This is a genomic window from Cellulophaga sp., assembly GCF_039943695.1.
Lineage (GTDB): Bacteria > Bacteroidota > Bacteroidia > Flavobacteriales > Flavobacteriaceae > Cellulophaga.
In genome coordinates, this window is the sequence record NZ_JBDVAA010000217.1 from 14,548 (window position 1) to 37,309 (window position 22,762).

At 34.8% G+C, this 22,762-nt stretch carries 15 protein-coding genes and 1 tRNA gene; 10 read left to right on the forward strand and 6 right to left on the reverse strand.

The genetic code is table 11. The features are described 5' to 3' along the window. Positions 1-6 precede the first annotated feature (6 nt). Complete coding sequence (locus ABJD66_RS16060) at positions 7-492, forward strand: lipocalin family protein (protein WP_100893914.1); 486 nt, start codon at positions 7-9, stop codon at positions 490-492. Positions 493-564: 72 nt separating this feature from the next. Here ABJD66_RS16060 and polA read toward each other — a convergent pair whose 3' ends face one another. After that, positions 565-3,408 (reverse strand): DNA polymerase I, encoded by a 2,844-nt coding sequence (polA, locus tag ABJD66_RS16065; RefSeq protein WP_348133520.1) that lies wholly within the window; start codon positions 3,406-3,408, stop codon positions 565-567. Positions 3,409-3,455: 47 nt separating this feature from the next. Next, entirely contained in the window at positions 3,456-4,448 is a 993-nt protein-coding gene (locus ABJD66_RS16070; protein WP_348133523.1) for a N(4)-(beta-N-acetylglucosaminyl)-L-asparaginase, read from the reverse strand. Positions 4,449-4,489: 41 nt separating this feature from the next. Between ABJD66_RS16070 and ABJD66_RS16075 the strand changes: the two genes are divergently transcribed. From ABJD66_RS16075 to ABJD66_RS16085, 3 genes are all read left to right on the forward strand, one after another. Next, entirely contained in the window at positions 4,490-5,218 is a 729-nt protein-coding gene (locus tag ABJD66_RS16075; RefSeq protein ID WP_348133526.1) for a copper homeostasis protein CutC, read from the forward strand. Positions 5,219-5,266: 48 nt separating this feature from the next. Further along, complete coding sequence (locus tag ABJD66_RS16080; protein ID WP_348133529.1) at positions 5,267-6,493, forward strand: metallophosphoesterase; 1,227 nt, start codon at positions 5,267-5,269, stop codon at positions 6,491-6,493. 91 nt (positions 6,494-6,584) lie between these two features. Continuing rightward, positions 6,585-6,881 (forward strand): thioredoxin family protein, encoded by a 297-nt coding sequence (locus ABJD66_RS16085; protein WP_100893909.1) that lies wholly within the window; start codon positions 6,585-6,587, stop codon positions 6,879-6,881. Positions 6,882-6,944: 63 nt separating this feature from the next. Here the strand turns inward: ABJD66_RS16085 and ABJD66_RS16090 are convergent, their stop codons facing one another. Continuing rightward, positions 6,945-10,298: a DUF2723 domain-containing protein gene (locus tag ABJD66_RS16090; RefSeq protein ID WP_348133532.1), complete on the reverse strand. Its 3,354-nt coding sequence runs from the start codon at positions 10,296-10,298 to the stop codon at positions 6,945-6,947. Between the two features lie 155 nt (positions 10,299-10,453). Between ABJD66_RS16090 and ABJD66_RS16095 the strand changes: the two genes are divergently transcribed. After that, a tRNA-Gln gene (locus ABJD66_RS16095) sits at positions 10,454-10,528 on the forward strand. A gap of 47 nt (positions 10,529-10,575) precedes the next feature. On the opposite strand, the gene ABJD66_RS16100 is transcribed toward ABJD66_RS16095, so the two are convergent. Then, positions 10,576-11,925 (reverse strand): cation:proton antiporter, encoded by a 1,350-nt coding sequence (locus ABJD66_RS16100; protein ID WP_348133535.1) that lies wholly within the window; start codon positions 11,923-11,925, stop codon positions 10,576-10,578. Positions 11,926-12,125: 200 nt separating this feature from the next. On the opposite strand from ABJD66_RS16100, the gene rimP reads away from it, so the two are divergent. Genes rimP through infB form a run of 3 tightly spaced genes read left to right on the forward strand, consistent with a single transcriptional unit; the run spans position 12,126 to position 16,730 of the window. Then, on the forward strand, positions 12,126-12,590 hold the full coding sequence (rimP, locus tag ABJD66_RS16105) for a ribosome assembly cofactor RimP (RefSeq protein ID WP_100893906.1): 465 nt from the start codon (positions 12,126-12,128) through the stop codon (positions 12,588-12,590). Positions 12,591-12,603: 13 nt separating this feature from the next. Continuing rightward, positions 12,604-13,836, forward strand: a complete 1,233-nt coding sequence (gene nusA, locus ABJD66_RS16110) for a transcription termination factor NusA (protein ID WP_100893905.1) — start codon at positions 12,604-12,606, stop codon at positions 13,834-13,836. 41 nt (positions 13,837-13,877) lie between these two features. Continuing rightward, positions 13,878-16,730, forward strand: a complete 2,853-nt coding sequence (gene infB / locus ABJD66_RS16115; protein ID WP_348133540.1) for a translation initiation factor IF-2 — start codon at positions 13,878-13,880, stop codon at positions 16,728-16,730. A 71-nt stretch (positions 16,731-16,801) separates the two neighbouring features. Here infB and ABJD66_RS16120 read toward each other — a convergent pair whose 3' ends face one another. Beyond that, entirely contained in the window at positions 16,802-17,170 is a 369-nt protein-coding gene (locus ABJD66_RS16120; protein WP_348133542.1) for an SPOR domain-containing protein, read from the reverse strand. Positions 17,171-17,663: 493 nt separating this feature from the next. Continuing rightward, a complete protein-coding gene (locus tag ABJD66_RS16125; protein WP_348133545.1) occupies positions 17,664-18,035 on the reverse strand; it encodes an SPOR domain-containing protein in 372 nt (123 codons plus the stop codon). A gap of 230 nt (positions 18,036-18,265) precedes the next feature. Between ABJD66_RS16125 and ABJD66_RS16130 the strand changes: the two genes are divergently transcribed. Together ABJD66_RS16130 and ABJD66_RS16135 are read left to right on the forward strand one after the other, a co-directional pair. Next, entirely contained in the window at positions 18,266-19,594 is a 1,329-nt protein-coding gene (locus ABJD66_RS16130; RefSeq protein ID WP_348133547.1) for a cytochrome c3 family protein, read from the forward strand. A gap of 35 nt (positions 19,595-19,629) precedes the next feature. Then, positions 19,630-22,755, forward strand: coding sequence for a TAT-variant-translocated molybdopterin oxidoreductase (locus tag ABJD66_RS16135; protein ID WP_348133550.1), 3,126 nt, complete (start codon positions 19,630-19,632; stop codon positions 22,753-22,755). Positions 22,756-22,762 lie beyond the last annotated feature (7 nt).

The following is a 22,762-nucleotide window of genomic DNA, read 5'->3' on the forward strand; positions in this document are numbered from 1 at the left end:
AAAAAGATGATAAAAAAGAGTTTTATAGTAATGGCTGCTGTATGTATGTTTGGAAGTTCTTGTTCTACGGATAGTGATAAAGAAATTTTTTCAGAGAACAGCTTGGTGGGTACTTGGGTGATTTCTGATGTTACAAGGGAAGAATCCTCTGAGGTGAGTTTACCTCAAGAAATAGCAAAGAATCTTATAGATCAAGGTTGTAAAATAATTACATATACTTTTAATGCTGATGATACATTTGTTGGTAAGGATAAATTAAATTATTTTGTAATTGAATCTAATGGAGCGGGCATAGAAGTTGATTGTCCTGAAGAAACAGATACTTTAGTTGGTGCTTGGGATTTAGATGGCGACCAATTAACAATTACAGACCCTACAGGAGGAAAAACTGTTATTACGGTTGACTTAAATGGTAATACGCTAATTATTGCAGGGGAAGATATTGATGAAGGTAATTATGAAGGTTTAGATGTTGTTTTTACAAAAAACTAAAACCATTCTATTTAAAAAATAAAAAAGGACATTAGAAAAATCTAATGTCCTTTTTGTTTTATTGTATTTTAATTAATGAGCAACTAGCCAATTATCTCCTGTTCCTATTTCTACGTCTAAAGGAACCGCAAGCGAGTATGCATTTTCCATTTCTGTTTTAATAAGTGTTCTTACTTCTTCTAATTCTGTTTTGTGAGCGTCAAAAACAAGTTCATCATGTACTTGTAAAAGCATTTTGGTTTTAAAATTACCTTGAGTAAGTTTCTTGTGTATGTTAATCATTGCAATTTTAATAATATCTGCTGCGCTACCTTGTATTGGTGCGTTAACGGCGTTACGTTCTGCTGCTCCACGCACAACAGCGTTTCTAGAGTTTATATCTTTTAGGTATCTACGTCTTCCTAAAACTGTTTGTACATAACCATTGTCTCTTGCAAAGTCTACTAATTCACTCATGTACTTTTTAAGTTTTGGATACGTGTCGTAATAGGCGTCTATAAGTTCTTTGGATTCTCCTCTGCTTAAGTCTGTTTGGTTGCTTAATCCAAATGCAGATACACCATATATAATTCCAAAGTTTACTGTTTTTGCATTACTACGTTGCTCTCTAGTAACCTCTTCTAAAGGAACGTTAAATACTTTTGAAGCTGTAGAGGCGTGAATGTCTTCTCCGTTTTTAAATGCTTCAATCATTGTTGTTTCATCACTTAAAGCAGCAATTATGCGTAGCTCTATTTGTGAGTAATCTGCTGCTAATAGTGTGTAATTATCATCTCTTGGTACAAATGCTTTACGTACTTGCCTTCCGCGCTCTGTACGTATTGGTATGTTTTGTAAGTTAGGGTTGTTGCTACTTAGTCTTCCTGTAGCGGCAACAGTTTGCATGTAGTCTGTGTGTACACGGCCAGTGCTTTCTTCTACTTGTTCTGGTAAAGCATCAATATAGGTGCTTTTTAACTTGGCTAAACCTCTGTATTCTAGTATGTTTTTAATAATCTCATGATCTTGTGCAAGATAAGAGAGTACGTCTTCTGCTGTAGAATACTGACCTGTTTTTGTTTTTTTAGGTTTATCTACAAGTTTTAGTTTTCCAAAAAGTATTTCTCCTAATTGTTTTGGTGATGCTATATTAAATTCTTCGCCTGCAGCTTCATAAATACTAGTTTCTAGGTTTTTAATATCTATGTTTAACTCATTAGAGAGAGATTTTAAAAAGTCAACATCTAGGTTAATACCTTCTAGCTCCATATCTGCTAAAACGCTTAATAGTGGAATTTCTATGCTGTTAAATAAATCTTCTGTTTTTGCGTCTTTAAGTTCTGGTCTAAAGTGGCTTGCTAGTTGGTAAGTAATATCTGCATCTTCAACCGCATACTCTGTTTGTTTTTCTACAGGAACCTGGCGCATAGATAACTGGTTTTTACCTTTTTTACCAATTAATTCTGTTATGGAAATAGGAGTGTAGTTTAAGTATGTTTCGGCTAACACATCCATATTATGTCTCATATCAGGATTTATTAGATAGTGAGCTAGCATGGTGTCAAAATATGTTCCTTTTATAATAAGGTTGTATTTGCGTAATACTTTAATGTCGTACTTTAAATTCTGACCTACTTTTTCAATGTTTTCATCTTCAAAAAACGGACGTAATTGCTCTATGAGTTCTTGTGCTTCTTCCCTTGCTTCAGGAAAAGGAATGTAATAGCCTTTGCTGGCTTCCCAAGAAAAAGCAATTCCTACTAACTCTGCTGTAAGCGGATTTAGTCCTGTTGTTTCTGTATCAAAACAGACAGATGTTTGTTTCATTAAGTTCTGCAAAAACAATTTCATAGCCATTCCAGGTGCTACACTTTGGTATATGTGCGGAATGTCTTTGCTTGTTTTTCTGCTAGATAACTCTTGCTGTAATTGCGTAGCAGAAGCGGAATCGCCGCCGCCAAATAATGAAAACTGACCAGCTCCGGCAGCAGCTGTTTTGGTTGTTGTTTTGGTAGATTTGTCATTATTGCTACTTGTGGCTGCGGTAGTTGTTTCTGTAGCAAATGTTTTTATAAGGTTGTCAGCAAGTCTTCTAAATTCTAGCTCTTCAAATATAGAGGTGACTTTTGGTAAATCTGGTTGGTCTAATTCATATTCTTTTTCATTAAACTCTACGGGAACATCTAACATTATGCGAGCTAATTTTTTAGAAAGTAAGCCAAGTTCTTTGTTAGCTTCAATTTTCTCTTTCATTTTACCTTTTAGCTCGTGAGTGTTGTCTAGTAAGTTTTCCATGCTACCGTAAGCGGCAAGAAATTTTTTAGCTGTCTTTTCTCCAACGCCAGGTAGTCCTGGGATGTTGTCCACGGCATCTCCCATCATTCCTAAATAGTCAATAACTTGTTCGGGTCTTTCTACTTCAAACTTTTTTTGAACTTCTGGTATTCCCCAGGTTTCATAGCCTCCACCAAACATTGGTCTGTACATAAAAATATTTTCAGATACTAACTGAGCAAAATCTTTATCTGGTGTAACCATAAAAACTTTGTAGTTTTCTTTTTCTGCTTTTTTAGCTAATGTTCCTATAATATCATCGGCTTCAAAACCTTCTTTAACAATTACAGGTATGTGCATTGCCTTTAAGATGTTCTCTATGTATGGTATGGCTAATTTTATAGCTTCAGGTGTGGCATCACGGTTGGCTTTATAGGCTTCAAACATTTCTACACGATCTACACTTCCGCCACGATCAAAACAAACTGCTAAATGGTCTGGCCTTTCTCTTTTTATAACATCTAATAGTGAATTGGTGAAACCTAGTATTGCTGACGTGTCTAGTCCTTTAGAGTTTATTCTTGGATTTTTTATAAACGCATAATATCCTCTAAAAATAAGTGCGTATGCATCTAGTAAAAAAAGTCTTTTTTGATCTGCCATCTTATAATCTTAATTAAGTGTCAAAACTACTAATTGTTGTTTTGTATTTAGTCTTTCTTGTAAAAAGAATTTACGTGTTCGTTAGTGTTGCTCTCTTTGGTTGTTTTGCGATAGGTAAAACCAGGATGAACACAATAGCCACCTGTTTCTCCTTTTTTGTTCATTGCTAAAAAGCCAATCTGGAAATCTTCACGGTCTTTATTTTTAGCCATAATTCTTTTTACGCCTTCTTCGCAAGCTTCTTGTGGTGATTTCCCTTGTCGCATTAATTCTACAATTAAAAAACTACCAACTGTTTTAATTACTTCTTCGCCAACACCTGTAGCGGTTGCGCCGCCAACTTCATTGTCTACAAATAAACCAGCTCCAATTATTGGAGAATCTCCAATACGCCCACCAACCTTGTAAGCCATACCGCTAGTAGTGCAAGCACCAGATATATCTCCTTTTTCATCCATAGCTAGCATACCAATAGTATCGTGGTTTTCTATATTAATAATGGTTTCGTATTTAGATGTCTTTTTCCACTCTAACCAATCGTTTTTAGATTTTTCTGTAAGTAAGTTTTCTTTTTTAAATCCTTGTTCGTAAGCAAACTGTTCTGCACCCTTGCCAGCTAAAATTATATGTGGTGTTTCTTCCATAACCTTACGTGCTACAGAAACTGGGTGTACAATATTTTGTAAATAAACTACAGATCCGCAGTTGCCATCTTTGTCCATAATACATGCGTCTAATGTAACATTTCCGTCACGGTCTGGTCTGCCGCCTAAGCCTACTGTATTGTTGTTAGCATCTGCTTCTTCAATCATTACACCCTGTTCAACAGCATCTAAAGAGTTTCCGCCTTTGGCTAAAACTTCCCAAGCTTTATCATTGGCATTTTTAAAATTCCAAGTACAAATAGCAATTGGTTTAATTGTCTCTACTTTTAAATCGGGAGCAATTGTTTTTTTGTTATCACAAGATGCTAATAATGGAGCAGAGATGATGCCGGCTGTACTTAAAGATGAATTTTTTAAAAACTTTCTTCGTTTCATAATAGTAGGTTGACTAATTTTAGGCTTTAAATATAATGATTATGATTTTAGAAGTGTGTGCAAATTCATTGGAATCTGCCTTAAACGCAGAAAAAGCTGGTGCTACTAGAATGGAGTTGTGTATGGAGCTTGGTGTTGGTGGTGTAACTCCTTCTTATGGTCTTGTTAAAGCTGTGCTAAAAGCTGTGAATATACCTGTGCACGTATTGGTTAGGCCTAGAAGCGGAGACTTTACATATTCAGATTCTGAATTTGAAGTAATGAAGCAAGATATTGCTTTATGTGTAGAGCTTGGTTGTGCAGGTGTTGTTTCTGGCGTGTTGCATAAAAATTTCACTTTAGATAAGGAAAGAACTCAGTTGTTAATAGATGAAGCAAAAAATTTGCAATTCACTTTTCATAGGGCTTTTGATTGGCTTAAAAATCCAGAAGAAGTATTTTTAACATTGCAAAGTATGGGGGTTAATTATGTGTTGTCGTCTGGGCAGAAAGCTTCGGCTCTACTGGGTATTTCTTTACTTTCTAAATTAAATAAAAAGTCATCAACCTGTGTGGTAATGCCTGGAGGTGGATTAAGAGCAGATAATGTTATCAATTTTAAAAAAGAAGGGTTTAAAGCATTGCATATGTCTGGTGCTGCTTTTAATAAAACTTTAGATGGTGATGTGCCTTTGTCTATGAATTCTAGTTCTTTTTTGGTTGAAAACCAAGTGCCAATATCTAGTGTGGCTAATATACAGCAGGTAGTCGCATTGTTAAATAAGTCTTAAATAGATATTTCTCCTTGTTAAACAAATACCTTTGCAAAAAAATAGATTATGCTTCGTTGGGTTATTTTTGTCCTTGTTTATTCCGTTTTGGGTTTTTATGCTTTTCAGGCATTAAAAACTGCTACTAGAATTAATTGGCTTCATTACTTATATATTGCAGTTTCGCTTTTGGCTGTTTTTAATTTTATTTATCAATTTAGTGTTGGCAATGAAGGACGAGTAATTAGCATTCCTATGAGTTATGCTTTTGGTTTTCTATTAAGTGTAATGGCTTTTAATTTAGTGCTTATTATTTTTCTTTTTTCTGAGGATATTATACGTTTTTTAGCAGGAGTTTATACTAAGTTTTTTGGAGAGTCTAAAGAGTTTGCGCTGCCAAGCCGTAGGCGTTTTTTAAGTTTAATAGGTTTAGGTTTGGCTTCTTTGCCTTTTGGAGCTTTGCTTTATGGTATGGCTAAAGGGAAGTATAATTTTAAGGTTCTAAAGTATGAATTGGCTTTTGATGATTTGCCAGATGCTTTTGATGGATATCAAATTACACAAATATCTGATATACATAGTGGTAGTTTTGATGATGAAGAAAAAATTAAATATGCTATAGATTTAATTAACGAGCAAAAGAGTGATGTTTTGTTGTTTACCGGGGATATGGTAAATAATACAGCAGAAGAAATGGATCCGTGGAAAACAATATTTTCTAAGCTTGAAGCTAAAGATGGTAAGTACTCTGTTTTGGGGAATCATGATTATGGTGATTATGTTAGTTGGGATTCTGAAGAGCTAAAAGAAGAAAATTTAGATAAACTGAAGAGCACTCAAAAGGAAATAGGTTTTGATTTACTTTTAAATGATAGCAGATTTTTGCAAAAAGGAGAAGATAAAATAGCTTTAGTTGGAGTAGAGAACTGGGGTGTAGGAGGATTTAAAAAAGCAGGAGATTTAAAAAAGGCCAGTGCTAATATTGCAAAAGACGATTTTAAAATATTGATGAGCCACGACCCTTCTCACTGGGAGCATGAGGTTATTAAAGATGAATATCATTACCACTTAACGCTAAGTGGACACACACACGGTATGCAATTTGGAATTGAAATTCCTGGTTGGATTAAATGGAGTCCTATTAAATGGAGGTACCGCTATTGGGCTGGTATTTACAAAGAAATGGGGCAGTATATAAATGTTAACCGTGGTTTTGGCTTTTTAGGATATCCAGGCAGAGTTGGTATTTGGCCAGAAATAACTGTAATTACACTAAAAAAGAAAGAATTGGCATAGTTTTATGACTCAAATAGTTGTAAAAAGATGGGCTAAACTATATAATTTAACAATTTTTCTTACTTTTGATTAACAACCCAAAGATTTATTTATGTCTAAATTTGGAGAACTAATAGATTTACAAGTACCTGTATTGCTAGATTTCTATGCAGAATGGAATGAGCAATCATCACAAATGCACCCTGTTTTAAGGGATGTAGCTGCGGCACTAGGTGATAAAGGTAAAATTATTAAGATTGATGTAGATAAGAATAAAGAGCTTGCGCAAGCATTGCGAGTAAAAGGCTTACCTACATTGATGATCTACAAAAATGGCGAAATGGTTTGGCGCCAAAGCGGCGAACAAGACGCAAATACTCTTATTACTTTACTTAACGAGTATTTATAATATATAAAATCCTATTATTTAATTTATACTATTGCATAAAGCTAACCCAAGGTTAGCTTTATGTTAGTTGTTAGTGCTATCTAATACAGTAGCGCTTGTGTCTACTGTATTAGAGTCTGGTAAATCTGGATCTGTCATTGGTGGCTCTTCTGGAGTTTCTTCTCTTAATAGCCTTCTAGATCTGTTAAGGTGAGAGAATTTAGTTAAGAACTCTGTGGCAATTAATTCTTCTTTCTCTGCTAGTTCTGTTTCGTTATTTCTTTTAAGTATGTCTATTAGTCTAAAGTAGCTCTCTAGGTCACCTAAAATGTCATTTTCTCTAACATATTGTTGATCCAAGTCTAAGGTGTTGTAGTAGCTTAGGTTTTCTTGGTACTTAGTTTTTAACTGTGCAAAAAGTTCTCTTGCTTTTTTAGTTTCGCCTACTCTATAGTAGCCATCTACAAAAGGTTCTACAAAGGCGTAGTAGCCAAAGTAGTCTACAGGCATATTTGTCACAGCTATATTTATAATATCTTTTGCTTTTTCTATTTTATTTTCTTCAATAAGTTGTTCTGTAAGTCTGGCAAGGTTGCCTCTAAAGCTAATAGACTGTGATCTTGTTTGTGTGTCGTGGTAAATGTCAGGACTACCAGAGTTACCCCATTTCCATTTTTTAACAATACTGTACATTAGGTCGCTATCAATACGGCCTATTTCATACGGACTTGCATTTTTTGTTTTAATTGGTACTAGTTTGTATGCTAAACCATCTAATTGTAAATACTCTTTCATCCAAATGTATTCACCACTATCAAAACTACCTCCAGAGAAATAAATTGGACGTTTCCAATCATTATTTGCAAGTATATCTAACATTAATAAACGATTCTTGCTCAGAGCGCTAGGTAAATCAATATCTATATAGTCTACTATTAAATCTGCATCTTCAGGTTTAACTAATCCGCTTTCTAAAACATTTTTCTTGTTTACAGGTACGCGTATTTTTTTAGTAGGGTAGTATATTAAGTCTAAAAAGCTTTCTGGGTACTGACTAAGATCTGCTCCTTGCTGCTTGTATATGTATCTTATTTTATTTGTTGGTTTGTCACTCGCAATCCAGTTCATAAAATCTTTAATGTCTAACCTTTTGTCTTTAAATTGAGGTAAAGGTTGCTCGTAAACCACATCTCTAGATCCAAACCTGTATTTGTTGTGTGTTAATTGAGACGGAATAGGATCACTAGTGTATGCCTTTTTCTTCATTTGGTCTATATACCAATCTGTAGCAAATAAACTTGTGTTAATAACACGTACGTCTGTGCGGTAACCTTCAATTTCTTGTAAGTACCAAAGAGGAAAAGTGTCATTATCGCCAATAGTAAATATCATAGCTCCTGCATTTTCTTCTGTAGAGTCTAAGTATGATCTAGCGGTACTGTTTGCTGTAAATCTATCAGACCTATCATGGTCATCCCAGTTTTGAAAAGCCATAAGTGTTGGTACGGCTAATAAGCAAACAACTGTTATAATTGGAGCTATAATTTTTGCTGATGTTAGTTTTTTAAGTTCATCATATAAACCAGCAACACCTAATCCTATCCAAATTGCAAACACATAAAAAGAACCAACTAGGGAGTAATCTCTTTCTCTTGGTTGAAATATAGTTGGGTTGGTGTAAAACTGTATGGCTAAACCTGTAAATAAAAAGAATACCAATAATGCCCAAAATTGTTTAGGATCTCTTTTAATTTGAAAAAGAATACCAATAATACCTAATATAAGAGGTAAGAAAAAATAAGTGTTCCTTCCTTTGTTATTTGCAACATCACTTGGTAAGTTATCTTGACTGCCAACTAAATAGTTGTCTATAAAATTTATTCCGCTAATCCAATTACCGTGGTTGTTGTATCTACCTTGTAAATCATCTTGTTTGCCAACAAAGTTCCACATAAAGTAACGCCAGTACATGTAGCCAAACTGAAAATCCATCATGTATCTAATGTTGTCCCATATGCTTGGAGGTATTACTTCTACGTAATCTTTATCTAGAACCTCTTTTAAAAATCCAATGTATTGTTCTGTTGCTATTTCTCCGCTAGCGTGACCATTCTTTACTTCTTGGCATATGCTTCTTAATTGTGAATTTCCTAAATACTTTGGTTTTATTTTAAAATCTAGACCACCATAATATTTCATATAGTTTTCTGCATTTTCTCTAGACCACATTCTAGGTAAAAGTCCAACATGTTTTTTGTCTGGGCCTTGTTCTGCTTCTTTGTAGTTGTTTACAATAATGTATTTTCCTAGTTTTTCATCTTGCTCGTACTTCGGCTTGCCGTCTATTTTATCTCCACCAGAAGAAAAGGCATCAGAATAATATGCTCCATAAACAGGGCTGTCTACTCCTGGGTATTGTTCTCTGTTGTAATAGGCTAAAAGAGATCTAGCGTCAGACGGGTCATTTTCATTAATAACAACGTCTGCATTTGCACGTATTGGTAACATTAGCCATGTAGAAAAACCTAAAAATAAAAACATTAAACATAGAACAATTGTGTTTGCTGTTTTAAAGTTATTTTTTCTGGTATAATTTAATCCGTAGGCAAAAGCAATAATAAAAAGTAAACCCATTATTATAGAGCCAGAGTTAAAAGGTAGTCCAATACTGTTAATGAAGAACACTTCACTCCAACCAAATAATTTTAGAACGTATGTTAAAGAGAATTTGTAAACCAGCATTAAAATAGCAATAACGGCAATGTTAGCTATTAAAAAGTTTTTAACTGTGGTTTCTTTGTATTTTTTAAAGTAGAATAATAGTCCTATTGTTGGTATGGCTAAAAAGCCCATAAACTGTATACCAAAAGTAAGGCCTACTACAAAAGAGATCATAATAATCCATCTGTTTCCTCTTGGGTGGTCTAATTCATCTACCCATTTAAGACCTAGCCATAAAAGCAAAGCCATAATAAAACTTGCCATTGCGTAAACCTCTGTCTCTACAGCGTTAAACCAGAAGCTATCAGAAAAAGCAAAGGCTAAAGAACCAACTAAGCCACTACCTAGTATTGCAATAGCTTTGCTATTGGTTAATGCGCTGTTAGCTTCTTTAAGTATAATTTTTTTGGCCAAATTGGTAATAGACCAAAACATAAACAGAATGGTAAAAGCACTAGATGCGCCAGAAACAAAGTTTACCATACTTGCAATTTGAGTTTTGTCTGTTGCGAACATGGCAAAAAACGCACCTATCATTTGTAGTAAAGGTGCTCCTGGTGGGTGACCAACTTGTAATTTTGCAGAAGTTGCTATGTATTCACCAGCATCCCAAAAACTACTTGTAGGTTCTACAGTTATTAAGTAGGTAATAAATGCTATTAAAAAAGTTACCCAGCCAAGGATAGTATCCCATTTTTTAAAATTCTTAGAGAACATACAGTTTTTTGTTTATGAATTAAGGCGAATTTAGTAATAAATTGAGATATGAAAGATAAAATTTTATAAAGGTTTAACAAAGTTTTGAAAATTTTTTGAAAAATGTTTTGTGTAAACGAAAGTTTATTATAAATTTGCACCCTCAAAACAAACATTGGCCCATGGTGTAATTGGTAACACACCGGTTTTTGGTACCGACATTCAAGGTTCGAGTCCTTGTGGGCCAACCACTGTTAAGTAAAAACCCGATATCAACTTGATATCGGGTTTTTTGTTTTTAATGGTTTATGTGATCTTCGCTGTCTGTGCTGTCCTCTTCAGGTAGTTCTAAGTCTGTGTTATTGTTGTTAATGCTTTCGTAATCGTCATTAGCATTTTCGTCATGTAGTTTGTCTAATTCATCTATATCCTCATCAATTTCGTCTAAAATGGTATTCATTTTACGTTTGTCTTTAATCATAGCGCCGGTCATAATTAAGCTAGTTCCTATTATCACAAAAAGTAAAATTCCAGAATCAAAAGTTTCTATTTGTGCTTCTTGTGGTATTGCATAAAATAATAAAACGGTAATTAATCCTCTAGGGGCAATAAAAAGTTGTGGTAAAATATCGCTACCAACAAAAACACGTAGAATTATAAATCTAATTACATATATAGATATAATTATTAGAATACTGGTAATTGCTACGTTAATGCTAAATAAAGAAGAGATGACGATGGTGATGCCAAAAATAACAAAGAAGAACGTACGTACTACAAAAGCTGTTTCTAGTGTAATAATATGTAGTTCGTGGTAAATTTGCTCTGCTCGCTCTTTATTTAGGTATTTAGATAGGAATCCGCCAAAGAACAAGTTCATGTTGGCAATTATAAGTCCAAATATTAAAATAATAATTAAAGATGATAAGTGAAGTTTTTTGCCTAAAGCATATAAGAGTAAGAGCACTGCAATTAGTAAAAACTGTTTTGCTTGTGATTTTATTTGCTGAAAAACCAATATTATGGCATAACTAGCAATTATAGATATCACTATTGTTAAGCCAATATTACCCGCAAAACCTGCAGCGCCATTACCAGCACCTTCGGTTGGGTTTAAATTACCCGTTAAAAAATAAAACATCATAATTCCCATAATGTCAGAGAAGGTGCTCTCGTAAATATGAAATTCTTTTTTATTTTCTGACAACCCGCTAACACTAGGTATAATTATAGCGCTAGATAATATGGACAAGGGTGTTGCGTATAGCCAAGCAGATTGCATTGTCATACCGTCTATAAACTGATGTAAAATTAAGGCTGCAACATATGCAGAGGCTATAAGGCCAACTAGTGCAATGGCCATAGATTTTAAAATAGGAACTAATTTTTCTCTTTTAAGTTTTAACTCTAGCGCTGCCTCTAGCACAATCATAATAAGTCCAACAATACCTAGTAGTTCTAGTGATGGAAAAAAATTAATGCTGTCTTCTCCAATAAATTCTAATACGTATTTTAAAATAACACCTAAAACAATAAGCATTAATACAGATGGAATGTTAGTTTTTTTAGAAATTCCGTTAAAAAGAAATGAGATAATAATGATAACCGATGCGGCAATAATAAGATTGTAAGAGGATAATATTTCCATTTTTGGATATTAGTTTGTGTTTAGTTTTTAAAAATATACATAATTACCTAAACAACAGTGAGGATCGCTTTATTTTGTGAAAAATAATATGTATATTTGCATCGCTGAAAGAATATACTGTATTCATGAGGGGACTTAATAGTCCCCTCTTTTATTAACTATACTTTTTTTGGTTTAATAAAATTTCTGTAAAAAGAGTTATGTTTAAAGAGCAAGTTACATCTTTGTTGGAAGGGGCTTTAAAAGAAAACCCATCATTGTTTTTAATTGATTTTACTATAACACCAGATCATAAAATTAATATTGTTTTAGATGGTGATAATGGTGTTACGCTTAAAGATTGTGTGGCGGTTAGCAGAGCTATAGATCACAACTTAGATAGAGAAGAGCAAGACTTTTCTGTAGAGGTTGCTTCAGCGGGAGCTTCTACGCCATTGGTTTTACCTAGACAGTATACAAAAAATATTGGCAGAAAATTAGAGGTAAAAACAATAGAAGGTCGTAATTTTGAAGGAGAATTAACTGCTGCAACGGAAGATACCATTACTCTAGAGTGGAAAGCAAGAGAGCAGAAGCCCGTAGGTAAAGGTAAAGTTACTGTTCAGAAAAAGGAAGAAATTTCATTTTCTGATATTAAGGAAGCAAAAGTTATATTAAAATTTTAATAAATAAATCAATATGGAAAATATTGCGCTAATAGAATCTTTCTCGGAATTTAAAGATGATAAATTCATAGATAGGGTAACGTTAATGGCAATTTTGGAAGAAGTGTTTCGTAACGCTTTGAAAAAGAAATTTGGTTCTGATGATAACTTTGATATTATTATAAATCCTGATAAAGGGGATTTAGAAATATGGAGAAATCGTGTTGTTGTAGAAGACGGTGAAGTAGAAGAACCTAATGAAGAGATTTCATTAACAGATGCGCGTAAGATTGAACCAGATTTTGAAGTAGGAGAAGATGTATCTGAAGAAGTGAAGCTTATAGATTTAGGAAGACGTGCAATTTTAGCATTACGCCAAAATTTAATAGCTAAAATTCATGAGCATGATAATACTACTATTTATAAGCAGTTTAAAGATCTAGAAGGGGAGATATACACGGCAGAAGTGCATCATATTAGGCATAGAGCGGTTATTCTTGTTGATGATGAGGGGAATGAAATTGTAATGCCTAAAGACAGGCAAATACCTTCAGATTTCTTTAGAAAAGGAGATAATGTTCGTGGTATTATAGAAAGTGTAGAGCTAAAGGGTAATAAGCCTTCTATTATTATGTCTAGAACATCGCCTAAATTCTTAGAGCAATTATTTTTTCAAGAGATACCAGAGGTTTTTGATGGTTTAATTACTATTAAAAAAGCAGTACGTATCCCTGGAGAAAAAGCAAAAGTGGCTGTAGATTCTTATGATGATCGTATAGATCCTGTTGGTGCCTGTGTGGGTGTAAAAGGTTCTAGAATACATGGTATTGTAAGAGAATTAGGAAATGAGAATATTGATGTTGTTAACTGGACTAGCAATCCACAATTGTTAGTTACAAGAGCATTAAGTCCTGCAAAAATATCATCGGTTAAGTTAAACGATGAGAAAATGACTGCGCAAGTTTACTTAAAACCAGATGAGGTTTCAAGAGCAATTGGTAGAGGTGGTCATAATATTAGATTGGCAGGGCAATTAACTGGTTATGAGATTGATGTATTCCGTGAAGGAGTAGAAGAGGATGTTGAGTTAACAGAGTTCTCTGATGAAATTGATAGCTGGATTATAGAAGAATTTAAGAAGATTGGTTTAGATACTGCAAGAAGCGTATTAGAGCAAGATTCTCAAGATTTAGCAAAGCGTACAGATTTAGAAGTTGAAACTATTTTAGAAGTTGTGCGCATACTTAAAGAAGAATTAGAAGATTAAGCTATATATTAGCAAAAATTTAAGAATACGAATACTTGTTTATGGCAGAGAATGCAACAATAAGGCTCAATAAGGTCCTCAGGGAATTAAATATTTCTTTAGATAGGGCTATAGACCATCTTTCGTCCAAAGGACATGAGGTGGAGGCAAGGCCTACTACTAAGATTTCCAATGAGGTGCATCAAATTCTTTTGGATGAATTCCAAACGGATAAGAGCAAGAAAGTTGCTTCTAAGGAAGTTGGCGAGGAAAAACGTAAAGAAAAAGAAGCGCTTAGATTGCAATTGGAAAAAGAGCAAGAAGAAAAGCGTTTGGCAAGAGAGAAAAGAGCAGCTGCGCAAGAGGTTGTTAAGGCTAAAGCAGAATTATCTGGCCCAAAGACTGTTGGTAAAATAGATCTTGATGCAGGTAAAAAGAAGCCAGCTCCTGTTGAGGAAAAAGTAACTCCTAAAGAAGAAAAACCTGTTCAGGCTAAAAAGCCAGTGGTTAAAGAAGAGTCTAAGCCGGTTGAAAAACCTGTGGCAAAAGAATCTACAACCATAAAAACGGGTAAAGTTGAGTTAGCGGGTCCTAAAACTGTTGGTAAGATAGATTTAGATGCGGGTAAAAAGAAGTCTGCTCCTGCAGCTAAAAAGCCTGCTCCTGTTAAAAAAGAAGAGCCAAAAGCAAAAGTTGAAGCGGAAAAACCAGCTGAGACTACTGAGGCAGAAGCTAAGGAGAATACGGTTATAACTACTCAATATCAAAAATTATCTGGACCTAAGCTTACGGGTGCAAAAATTGATTTGTCTAAGTTTAATAAGCCTAAAAAGAAAGAAGCTCCTAAGAATGCTGCTGGTGCTGGAGGTGATAAGAAAAAACGCCGAAAGAGAATTGTTAGTAATAACAAGCCAGGTGGTAATAATAGAGGTGGACAAGGTGGAAATAACAGGGGTAAATCTGGACCAGGGAAAGGAAGATTTAATGCTCCAGTTGTAAAAGTTGAGCCTACTGAAGAAGAAGTTCAAAAGCAGGTTAGAGAAACTTTGGAGAAACTTCAAGGTAAGTCTAAAAAAGGAAAAGGAGCTAAGTATAGAAGAGATAAAAGAGATCAGCACCGTCAACAGACAGAGAAAAATCTTGAGAAGCAAGAAGCAGAAAGTAAAATCTTAAAAGTAACAGAGTTTGTTACTGTTGGTGAGGTTGCTACTATGATGGAGGTTTCTAGTACTCAGATAATATCTGCTTGTATGTCATTAGGAATTATGGTGACGATGAATCAGCGTTTAGATGCTGAGACATTATCTATAGTTGCTGAAGAGTTTGGATACGAAGTTGAGTTTATTGCTGCAGAGATTGAAGAATCTATTGTGGAAGAGGTTGATGCTCCTGAAGATTTAAAAGAAAGAGCTCCTATTGTAACGGTAATGGGTCACGTAGATCATGGTAAAACATCTTTATTGGATTACATTCGTAAAGAGAATGTAATTGCTGGTGAAAGTGGTGGTATTACACAGCATATTGGTGCTTACGGGGTTCAGTTGGATAATGGACAAAAAATAGCGTTCTTGGATACTCCGGGTCACGAGGCCTTTACGGCAATGCGTGCACGTGGTGCTCAAGTAACGGATATTGCAATTATAGTTGTTGCGGCAGATGATGATATTATGCCTCAAACAAAAGAAGCTATTAGTCATGCACAAGCGGCTGGAGTTCCTATAATTTTTGCAATAAATAAAATAGATAGACCTACTGCAAATCCAGATAAAATTAAGGAAGGTTTAGCGCAGATGAACTTATTGGTTGAAGATTGGGGTGGAAAAATTCAGTCTCAAGATATTTCAGCTAAAAAGGGAACTGGTGTTAAAGAGCTTTTAGAGAAAGTTTTATTGGAGGCTGAGTTGTTAGAGCTTAAAGCAAATCCTAAAAAGTTAGCTTCAGGTACAGTAGTAGAGGCGTTCTTGGATAAAGGTAGAGGTTATGTTTCTACAATTTTAGTACAAGCCGGTACTTTAAAAATAGGTGACTATGTATTAGCTGGTACTTGTAGTGGTAAAATTAAGGCAATGCAAGATGAACGTGGTAATAACGTTCAAGAGGTTGGTCCTTCTACGCCAATATCTATTTTAGGTTTAGATGGTGCGCCACAGGCAGGTGATAAGTTTAATGTGTTAGAGGATGAGCGTGAGGCTAAGCAAATTGCTTCTAAGCGTTCTCAATTACAAAGAGAACAATCTGTGCGTACGCAGCGTCATATTACTTTAGATGAAATTGGTAGGCGTATTGCTTTAGGAGACTTTAAAGAGCTTAATATTATTCTTAAGGGTGATGTTGATGGTTCTGTTGAAGCACTTACAGATTCTTTCCAGAAACTTTCTACTGAAGAAATACAAGTAAATATTATACACAAAGCTGTTGGTCCTATTACGGAGTCAGATGTATTGTTAGCTTCTGCTTCAGATGCAATTATTATTGGGTTTAATGTAAGACCAATGGGTAATGCAAGAGCAATTGCAGAAAAAGAGGAAATAGATATTAGAATGTATTCTATTATTTATGCTGCAATTAATGATCTTAAGGATGCAATGGAAGGTATGCTTTCTCCTGAAATGAAAGAGGAGATACTTGGTACTGCAGAAATACGTGAGACCTTTAAGATATCTAAGGTAGGTACAATTGCAGGTTGTATGGTGTTAACAGGTAAATTGGTTAGGAATGCGGGTATACGTTTAATACGTGATGGTGTTGTAATTTACACAGGAGAACTTGCTTCTTTAAAACGATTTAAGGATGATGCTAAAGAAGTTGCTAAAGGGTATGATTGTGGGCTTCAAGTTAAAAACTACAATGATATTAAGGAAGGTGATATAGTTGAAGCTTTCCAAGAGGTAGCGGTTAAAAAGAAATTGAAATAATAATTTCTAAATCATATAAAAAAAAGCGACTCAGAAATGAGTCGCTTTTTTGTTTTATGTTAATCTAGTATTTATTCCTTTTGATTAGATATTAATACTGCTGAAGGGTATTTTGTTTTAACTGTCTTTAGCTTCTGTTGGGCTTCGTTTATGTTGTTGAAATTACCAAGCGTAATGCTGTGTATGTTTTGGTTGCTTTTTAGCTTAGTGCTCATTCCTGGGAAATTTCTTTTTGCTTCAGATTTTATTTTATTCGCTTCGGCTATGTTTGTGCTTTGGTGTATTTGTATGGCAAAGGGAGGAGCTAGTAATGTGTTTTGGTTAACTGTTGTTGTTTTGTTTTCTTCTTCGTTTATTGATATTTCGCTTTCTTGTGCAAAACATAGTGTAGAGAAAAAAGTCAGAAAAAATAGACTGATGTAGATCTTTGTTGTTTTCATATGTATTGGGTTTTGTTTCTTATAAAATTAGTGTTTTATTTTGTTGCATAAAAATGTTGTCTATTTATCGGTGTATAATTGGTGGTTCGGCTTTAGATTGTGTTTTTTTATTTTTCTTACTGGTTAGCTATTAAAATGGTATTCGTTTGTGTTGTGTCTTAGTAAGCTGTGTGGTAAAACTTATTGTTGGGGCTTCCGGTGTTTATTTTGCAATTTTATTTGTTACTCTCTCTCTCTCTCTCTCTCTCTCTTTCTGTGTTTATAGGTTATTTTTTAAGATTCTTATGTTGTTTACTGTTGGTGTTCTCTTCTTTGTTGGGTTGGATATGTAAAAAAAAACTCAGGTATAATATTGGTGCGTAGTGTTTTTGTTTGCTTAACATTGAATTTGTGATTTCGTTTTATTTAAGTAAGTTTTTAATTTGTTCAATTAGGTTATAAAAAAAAAGAGCGACCCATTTCTGGATCGCTCTTTTAATTGTGTTTGTATAGATTATTTTTCCTTTTGGTCTGCAATTAAAAATGCGTTAGGATACTTTTTGTGTACTTCTATTAGTTTTTGTTGAGCTTCAAATTTTGTGTTAAATTTTCCTATTCTCACCTTGTAATTTGGTTGGTCAAAACTAATTTCTGAAAACCAGTTTGTAAAGCTTTCTTGTGCTTCGCTTTTTTTGCTGTTAGCTTTACTGGGGCTTTGGCTAGAGTGTATTTGTATAGTGTAGTATTTTGATGTTTTATTGATTTCAGTGTATAAATCTAAAAGCTTCTCAAGGCTTTTGTCTTGCTTTATAGTAACGTCTCCTTCTTGAGCAAAACAAAAAGTGCTTAGGGTAAGGCATATTATGCTTGTATAAAGTGTTTTCATTAGTTGTGCGTGTTAATATTAATAAGCTTATGCAAATGTAAATTATTATAAATCAAACATAACGCATAAATATTATTTAGAACAATTATAAATTATAAATTATCAATCCCTTAACATTTCCAAATTTAAGTCTATGTCGTATTTTTGCGTTCAATTTAAGAAGCGATATAGGGCGTGTGCCTGTTATATAGTAATTATCGTGCCAGGATTTCGATAGAAATATTTTAAATATGAAAAAGGTTTTATACCGTAATCAACTTTCTAAATTTTTGGGTGTCAATCTGATAGCTGCAATGCTATTTTCAGTATCCCTATTTTCTCAATCAGAAAATGCTGATCCTGCAAAGGGGAAACAGATCTTTAATCAAAATTGTGCATCATGTCACTCTTTGGATAGAAAAGGAACTGGTCCTGCTTTAAGGAATGTAGAGTCTCGTTTAGAGGAAGAAGGTTTAGATCGTGAGTGGATTTATGCGTGGGTTAAAAATAGTTCAGGTGTTATTAAGTCTGGGGACTCTTATGCTAATAAGATTTTTGCAGAGTATAGCAATACTGCAATGACTGCTTTTCCTACATTAAGTAATGGAGATATTGATAATATCTTGGCTTATACAGCTGCAGTAGAAGAAAAGCCTGCTGCTAGTGCTGCTGTTCCTGTTTCAGGTGATGTATCAGGTGGTTCCTCTAGTGGGGTTTCTAATGAGATTATCTTAGGAGCGTTGGCTTTGGTTTTTGCGTTGTTGGTTGCTATGTTGTTTATGGTTAACAAGACTTTGCGTAACATTGCTAAAGCTAATGGTATTGATGTTGAGAGAGAAAGAGCTGAAAAACGAATTCCTATTTGGAAAGCGTTTGTTCAAAACCAGTTTTTGGTTTTGGTTTCTGTTGTATTCTTGTTATTAACTAGTGCTTACTTTGTATATGGTTACTTTATGCAAGTGGGTATAGATCAGGGTTACGAGCCAGTTCAGCCAATTCATTTTTCTCATAAAGTTCATGCTGGAGATAATAAGGTAGATTGTAAGTATTGTCATTCTTCTGCTAGGGTTTCTAAGACTTCGGGTATTCCGTCTTTGAATGTTTGTATGAATTGTCATAAATCGATATATGAGTACAAGGGTAATCCAGAGGGTCCTTCTCAGTCTGATATTGAAAATGGTTATACAAATGAGTTCTATACTAAGGAGATTAAAAAGCTTTATGCTGCTGTTGGTTGGGATGAAGAAGGTCAAAAATATACTGGTGAGTCTAAGCCTGTAGAGTGGGTTAGGATACATAATTTACCAGATTTTGTTTACTTTAATCACTCTCAGCACGTAAGTGTTGCTGGAGTTGAGTGTCAGACATGTCACGGTCCAATTGAGGAGATGGAAGTTGTTAGTCAGCATGCTCCATTAACTATGGGGTGGTGTATTAACTGTCATAGAGAAACAAATGTGAAAATGGAAGGTAATGCTTATTATGATAAAATTCATGAAGAGCTTTCTAAAAAGTATGGTGTAGAGAAGCTTACGGCTGCTATGCAAGGTGGTTTAGAATGTGGTAAGTGTCACTATTAATTGATTGTAAAAGAAGATAATTTCAGATATATCGTATGTCATCAAACAAAAAATATTGGAAAAGCGAAGCGGAGTTAAATCCTAACGATTCCATTGTTGAGGCGCTAAAACAGAACGAATTTGTTCAGGAGATACCTGTTGAAGATTTCTTAGGTGATAAGGAAGGTTTAGCAGCAAGTTCTACTAATAGAAGGGATTTCTTAAAGTATGTAGGTTTTAGTACTGCTGCTGCAACAATGGCTGCTTGTGAAGGGCCGGTTGTAAAATCAATACCTTATGTTGTTCAGCCAGATCAAATTATACCTGGTGTTGCTAATTATTATGCAACAACAATAGCAGATGGTTTTGACTTTGCAAGTGTTTTGGTAAAAACTCGAGAGGGTAGGCCAATAAAAATTGAAAATAATACAGATGCTAAAGTAAACGGGTCCGCAAATGCTCGTGTGCAAGCTTCTGTTTTGTCATTATATGATAGTAAGAGATTGCAGGGTCCTGTGTCTAAAGGGGAGGCTGTTGAGTGGTCTGCTTTAGATGGTGTGGTTAAGTCAAAATTAACTGCGTTGAAGGGTTCTGGTAAGCAAATTGCATTATTAACGCAAACTTACGCTAGTCCATCTACTTCTAGATTGATTGCTGAGTTTAAGGAGGTTTACGGTGAAAATGTAAATCATGTTACTTATGATGCTATTTCTGCTGATGCTGCATTAAATGCTTTTGAGGAAAAGTATGGTGAAAGAGCATTAGCTGATTATAACTTTGAGAAAGCTGAGTTGATTGTTTCTTTTGGGGCAGATTTTCTTGGTGATTGGCAAGGTGGTGGATATGATAGTGGGTATTCTGCTGGTCGTGTTCCAAAAAATGGAAAAATGTCAAGGCACATTCAGTTTGAGGCAAATATGTCGTTAACTGGTGCTAATGCAGATAAAAGAGTGTTGTTAACTCCTACGCAGCAGAAAATTGCTTTAGCTAAATTTTACGCTAAAGTAATGAATGTGTCTGTAGGTGGTGAGTTGCCTGCTGCTGTAGAAAAAGCTGTTTTAGCTACTGCAGAAGAGTTTAAAAAGGCTAAAGGTAAAGCTGTTGTTGTAACAGGTTTAGATGATAAAGATGCTCAAGCGATTGTTTTGGCAATTAATGAAAAGCATTCTAGTGTTGCTTTTGATGCTAAGGCACCAAAATATGTAAGACAAGGTAGTGTTAAGGCTGTTGCTAAATTAATGGCAGATATGAAAGCCGGTAAGGTGGGTCTGCTTATTATGGATGGTGTAAACCCTGCTTATACAATGCCAAATTCGGCTGAGTTTACAGATGCATTGTCTAAGGTAGATTTATCTGTTGCTTTTTCACAAAGTAATAATGAGACTGTAGCTGTGTCTACTTATGCTGCTGCTGCTCCTAATTACTTAGAGTCTTGGGGTGATGTTCAAATTAAAAAAGGACATTATGCATTAATACAGCCAACAATTAAAGAGATTTTTGATACGCGTCAATTCCAATCATCGTTACTAGTTTGGATGGGATCTGATAAGACGTATTATGATTATATTAAGGAAACTTGGAGTTCTTCTGTGTTAGGAGGCGGAAAGTGGAATCAGGCGTTACATGATGGTGTTTATAAAGCACCTGCTACTATTGTAGATGTTGTTGAGGAAACTGTTGCTTCAGTTGTTTCTGAAGAAGAGTCGATAGTGTCATCTCTAGTAGATTTATCTATGGCGGCTTCTAAGTTATCTAAGGCATCTTCATCTGGTATGGAGTTAGCTTTGTACTCTAAGGTGGGTATGGGAGATGGTCAGCAGGCTAATAATCCATGGTTGCAAGAGTTTCCAGATCCAATTACTAGAGTATCTTGGGATAATTATGTTACTGTATCTAAAGCTGATGCTGAAAAGTTAGGTCTTGTTAATGATCATGTGGCTAACGGTGGTTTAGATGGTAGTAAGGTAAACCTTAAAGTGGGAGATGTTGAGTTAAAAGAGGTTCCAGTAATTATTCAGCCAGGTCAAGCGCCAGGTTCTGTTGGGCTTTCTTTTGGTTACGGAAGAAAATCTGGTTTACAAGCAGAAATGCAAACAGGTGTTAATGCGTATGCATTATATCAAGGAGGTGTTTCTAATCAATCTGTATCTGTGTCTAAAGCAGAGGGTATGCATGAGTTTGCTTGTGTGCAGCTTCATAAGACATTAATGGGTAGAGGTGATATTATCAAAGAAACTACATTAGAAATTTTTAATACTAAAGATCACGCAGAATGGAATCCAGTTCCTCAGGTGTCTTTAAATCATAACGAAGTAGATGCTGTTTCAGTTAGTCTTTGGGATGATTTTGATCGTTCTGTTGGTCATCACTTTAATTTATCAATAGATTTAAATGCATGTACTGGTTGTGGGGCTTGTGTTATAGCTTGTCACGCTGAAAATAATGTACCTGTTGTTGGTAAGGATGAAGTGCGTAAGTCTAGGGATATGCACTGGTTGCGTATAGATAGATATTATTCTTCTGAAGATACTTTTGAAGGGGATAATGTTAAGAAAGATGAATTTGATGGTTTAACTGGAGATAAGGGTTCTTTAAGTGGATTTGGTGAGTTGGAAGATCCTTCTGCTAATCCTCAAGTAGCTTTTCAGCCAGTAATGTGTCAACACTGTAATCACGCTCCATGTGAAACAGTTTGTCCTGTTGCTGCAACATCTCACAGTAGACAAGGTCAAAACCATATGGCGTATAATAGATGTGTTGGTACAAGATATTGTGCAAACAACTGTCCGTATAAAGTACGTCGTTTTAACTGGTTCTTGTATAACAACAATGACGAGTTTAATTACCATATGAATAACGATTTAGGAAAAATGGTAATTAATCCAGATGTAAATGTTCGTTCTCGTGGAGTAATGGAGAAATGCTCTATGTGTATTCAAATGACTCAAAAGTCTATTTTGGATGCTAAGAGAGACGGGCGCACAGTAAAAGATAGTGAGTTTCAAACGGCTTGTTCTGCTGCATGTAGTAGTGGTGCAATGGTATTTGGAGATGTAAATGATAAAGAAAGTGAGGTTGCTGAGTTGAAAGAAAGTAACCGTATGTATCATTTATTAGAGCACATTGGTACAAAACCAAATGTTTTCTATCATGTTAAAGTGAGAAATACACAAGAATCATAATTAATTA

What these genes read in the sequence shown, in the direction of transcription:
- ABJD66_RS16135 (WP_348133550.1), top strand. Translation starts at nt 19,630, where the DNA reads ATGTCATCAAACAAAAAATATTGGAAAAGCGAAGCGGAGTTAAATCCT.
- rimP (WP_100893906.1), top strand. Translation starts at nt 12,126, where the DNA reads ATGTTTAAAGAGCAAGTTACATCTTTGTTGGAAGGGGCTTTAAAAGAA.
- ABJD66_RS16085 (WP_100893909.1), top strand. Translation starts at nt 6,585, where the DNA reads ATGTCTAAATTTGGAGAACTAATAGATTTACAAGTACCTGTATTGCTA.
- polA (WP_348133520.1), bottom strand. Translation starts at nt 3,408, where the DNA reads ATGGCAGATCAAAAAAGACTTTTTTTACTAGATGCATACGCACTTATT.
- ABJD66_RS16070 (WP_348133523.1), bottom strand. Translation starts at nt 4,448, where the DNA reads ATGAAACGAAGAAAGTTTTTAAAAAATTCATCTTTAAGTACAGCCGGC.
- ABJD66_RS16120 (WP_348133542.1), bottom strand. Translation starts at nt 17,170, where the DNA reads ATGAAAACAACAAAGATCTACATCAGTCTATTTTTTCTGACTTTTTTC.
- ABJD66_RS16080 (WP_348133529.1), top strand. Translation starts at nt 5,267, where the DNA reads ATGCTTCGTTGGGTTATTTTTGTCCTTGTTTATTCCGTTTTGGGTTTT.
- ABJD66_RS16090 (WP_348133532.1), bottom strand. Translation starts at nt 10,298, where the DNA reads ATGTTCTCTAAGAATTTTAAAAAATGGGATACTATCCTTGGCTGGGTA.
- ABJD66_RS16100 (WP_348133535.1), bottom strand. Translation starts at nt 11,925, where the DNA reads ATGGAAATATTATCCTCTTACAATCTTATTATTGCCGCATCGGTTATC.
- infB (WP_348133540.1), top strand. Translation starts at nt 13,878, where the DNA reads ATGGCAGAGAATGCAACAATAAGGCTCAATAAGGTCCTCAGGGAATTA.
- ABJD66_RS16060 (WP_100893914.1), top strand. Translation starts at nt 7, where the DNA reads ATGATAAAAAAGAGTTTTATAGTAATGGCTGCTGTATGTATGTTTGGA.
- ABJD66_RS16075 (WP_348133526.1), top strand. Translation starts at nt 4,490, where the DNA reads ATGATTTTAGAAGTGTGTGCAAATTCATTGGAATCTGCCTTAAACGCA.
- nusA (WP_100893905.1), top strand. Translation starts at nt 12,604, where the DNA reads ATGGAAAATATTGCGCTAATAGAATCTTTCTCGGAATTTAAAGATGAT.
- ABJD66_RS16125 (WP_348133545.1), bottom strand. Translation starts at nt 18,035, where the DNA reads ATGAAAACACTTTATACAAGCATAATATGCCTTACCCTAAGCACTTTT.
- ABJD66_RS16130 (WP_348133547.1), top strand. Translation starts at nt 18,266, where the DNA reads ATGAAAAAGGTTTTATACCGTAATCAACTTTCTAAATTTTTGGGTGTC.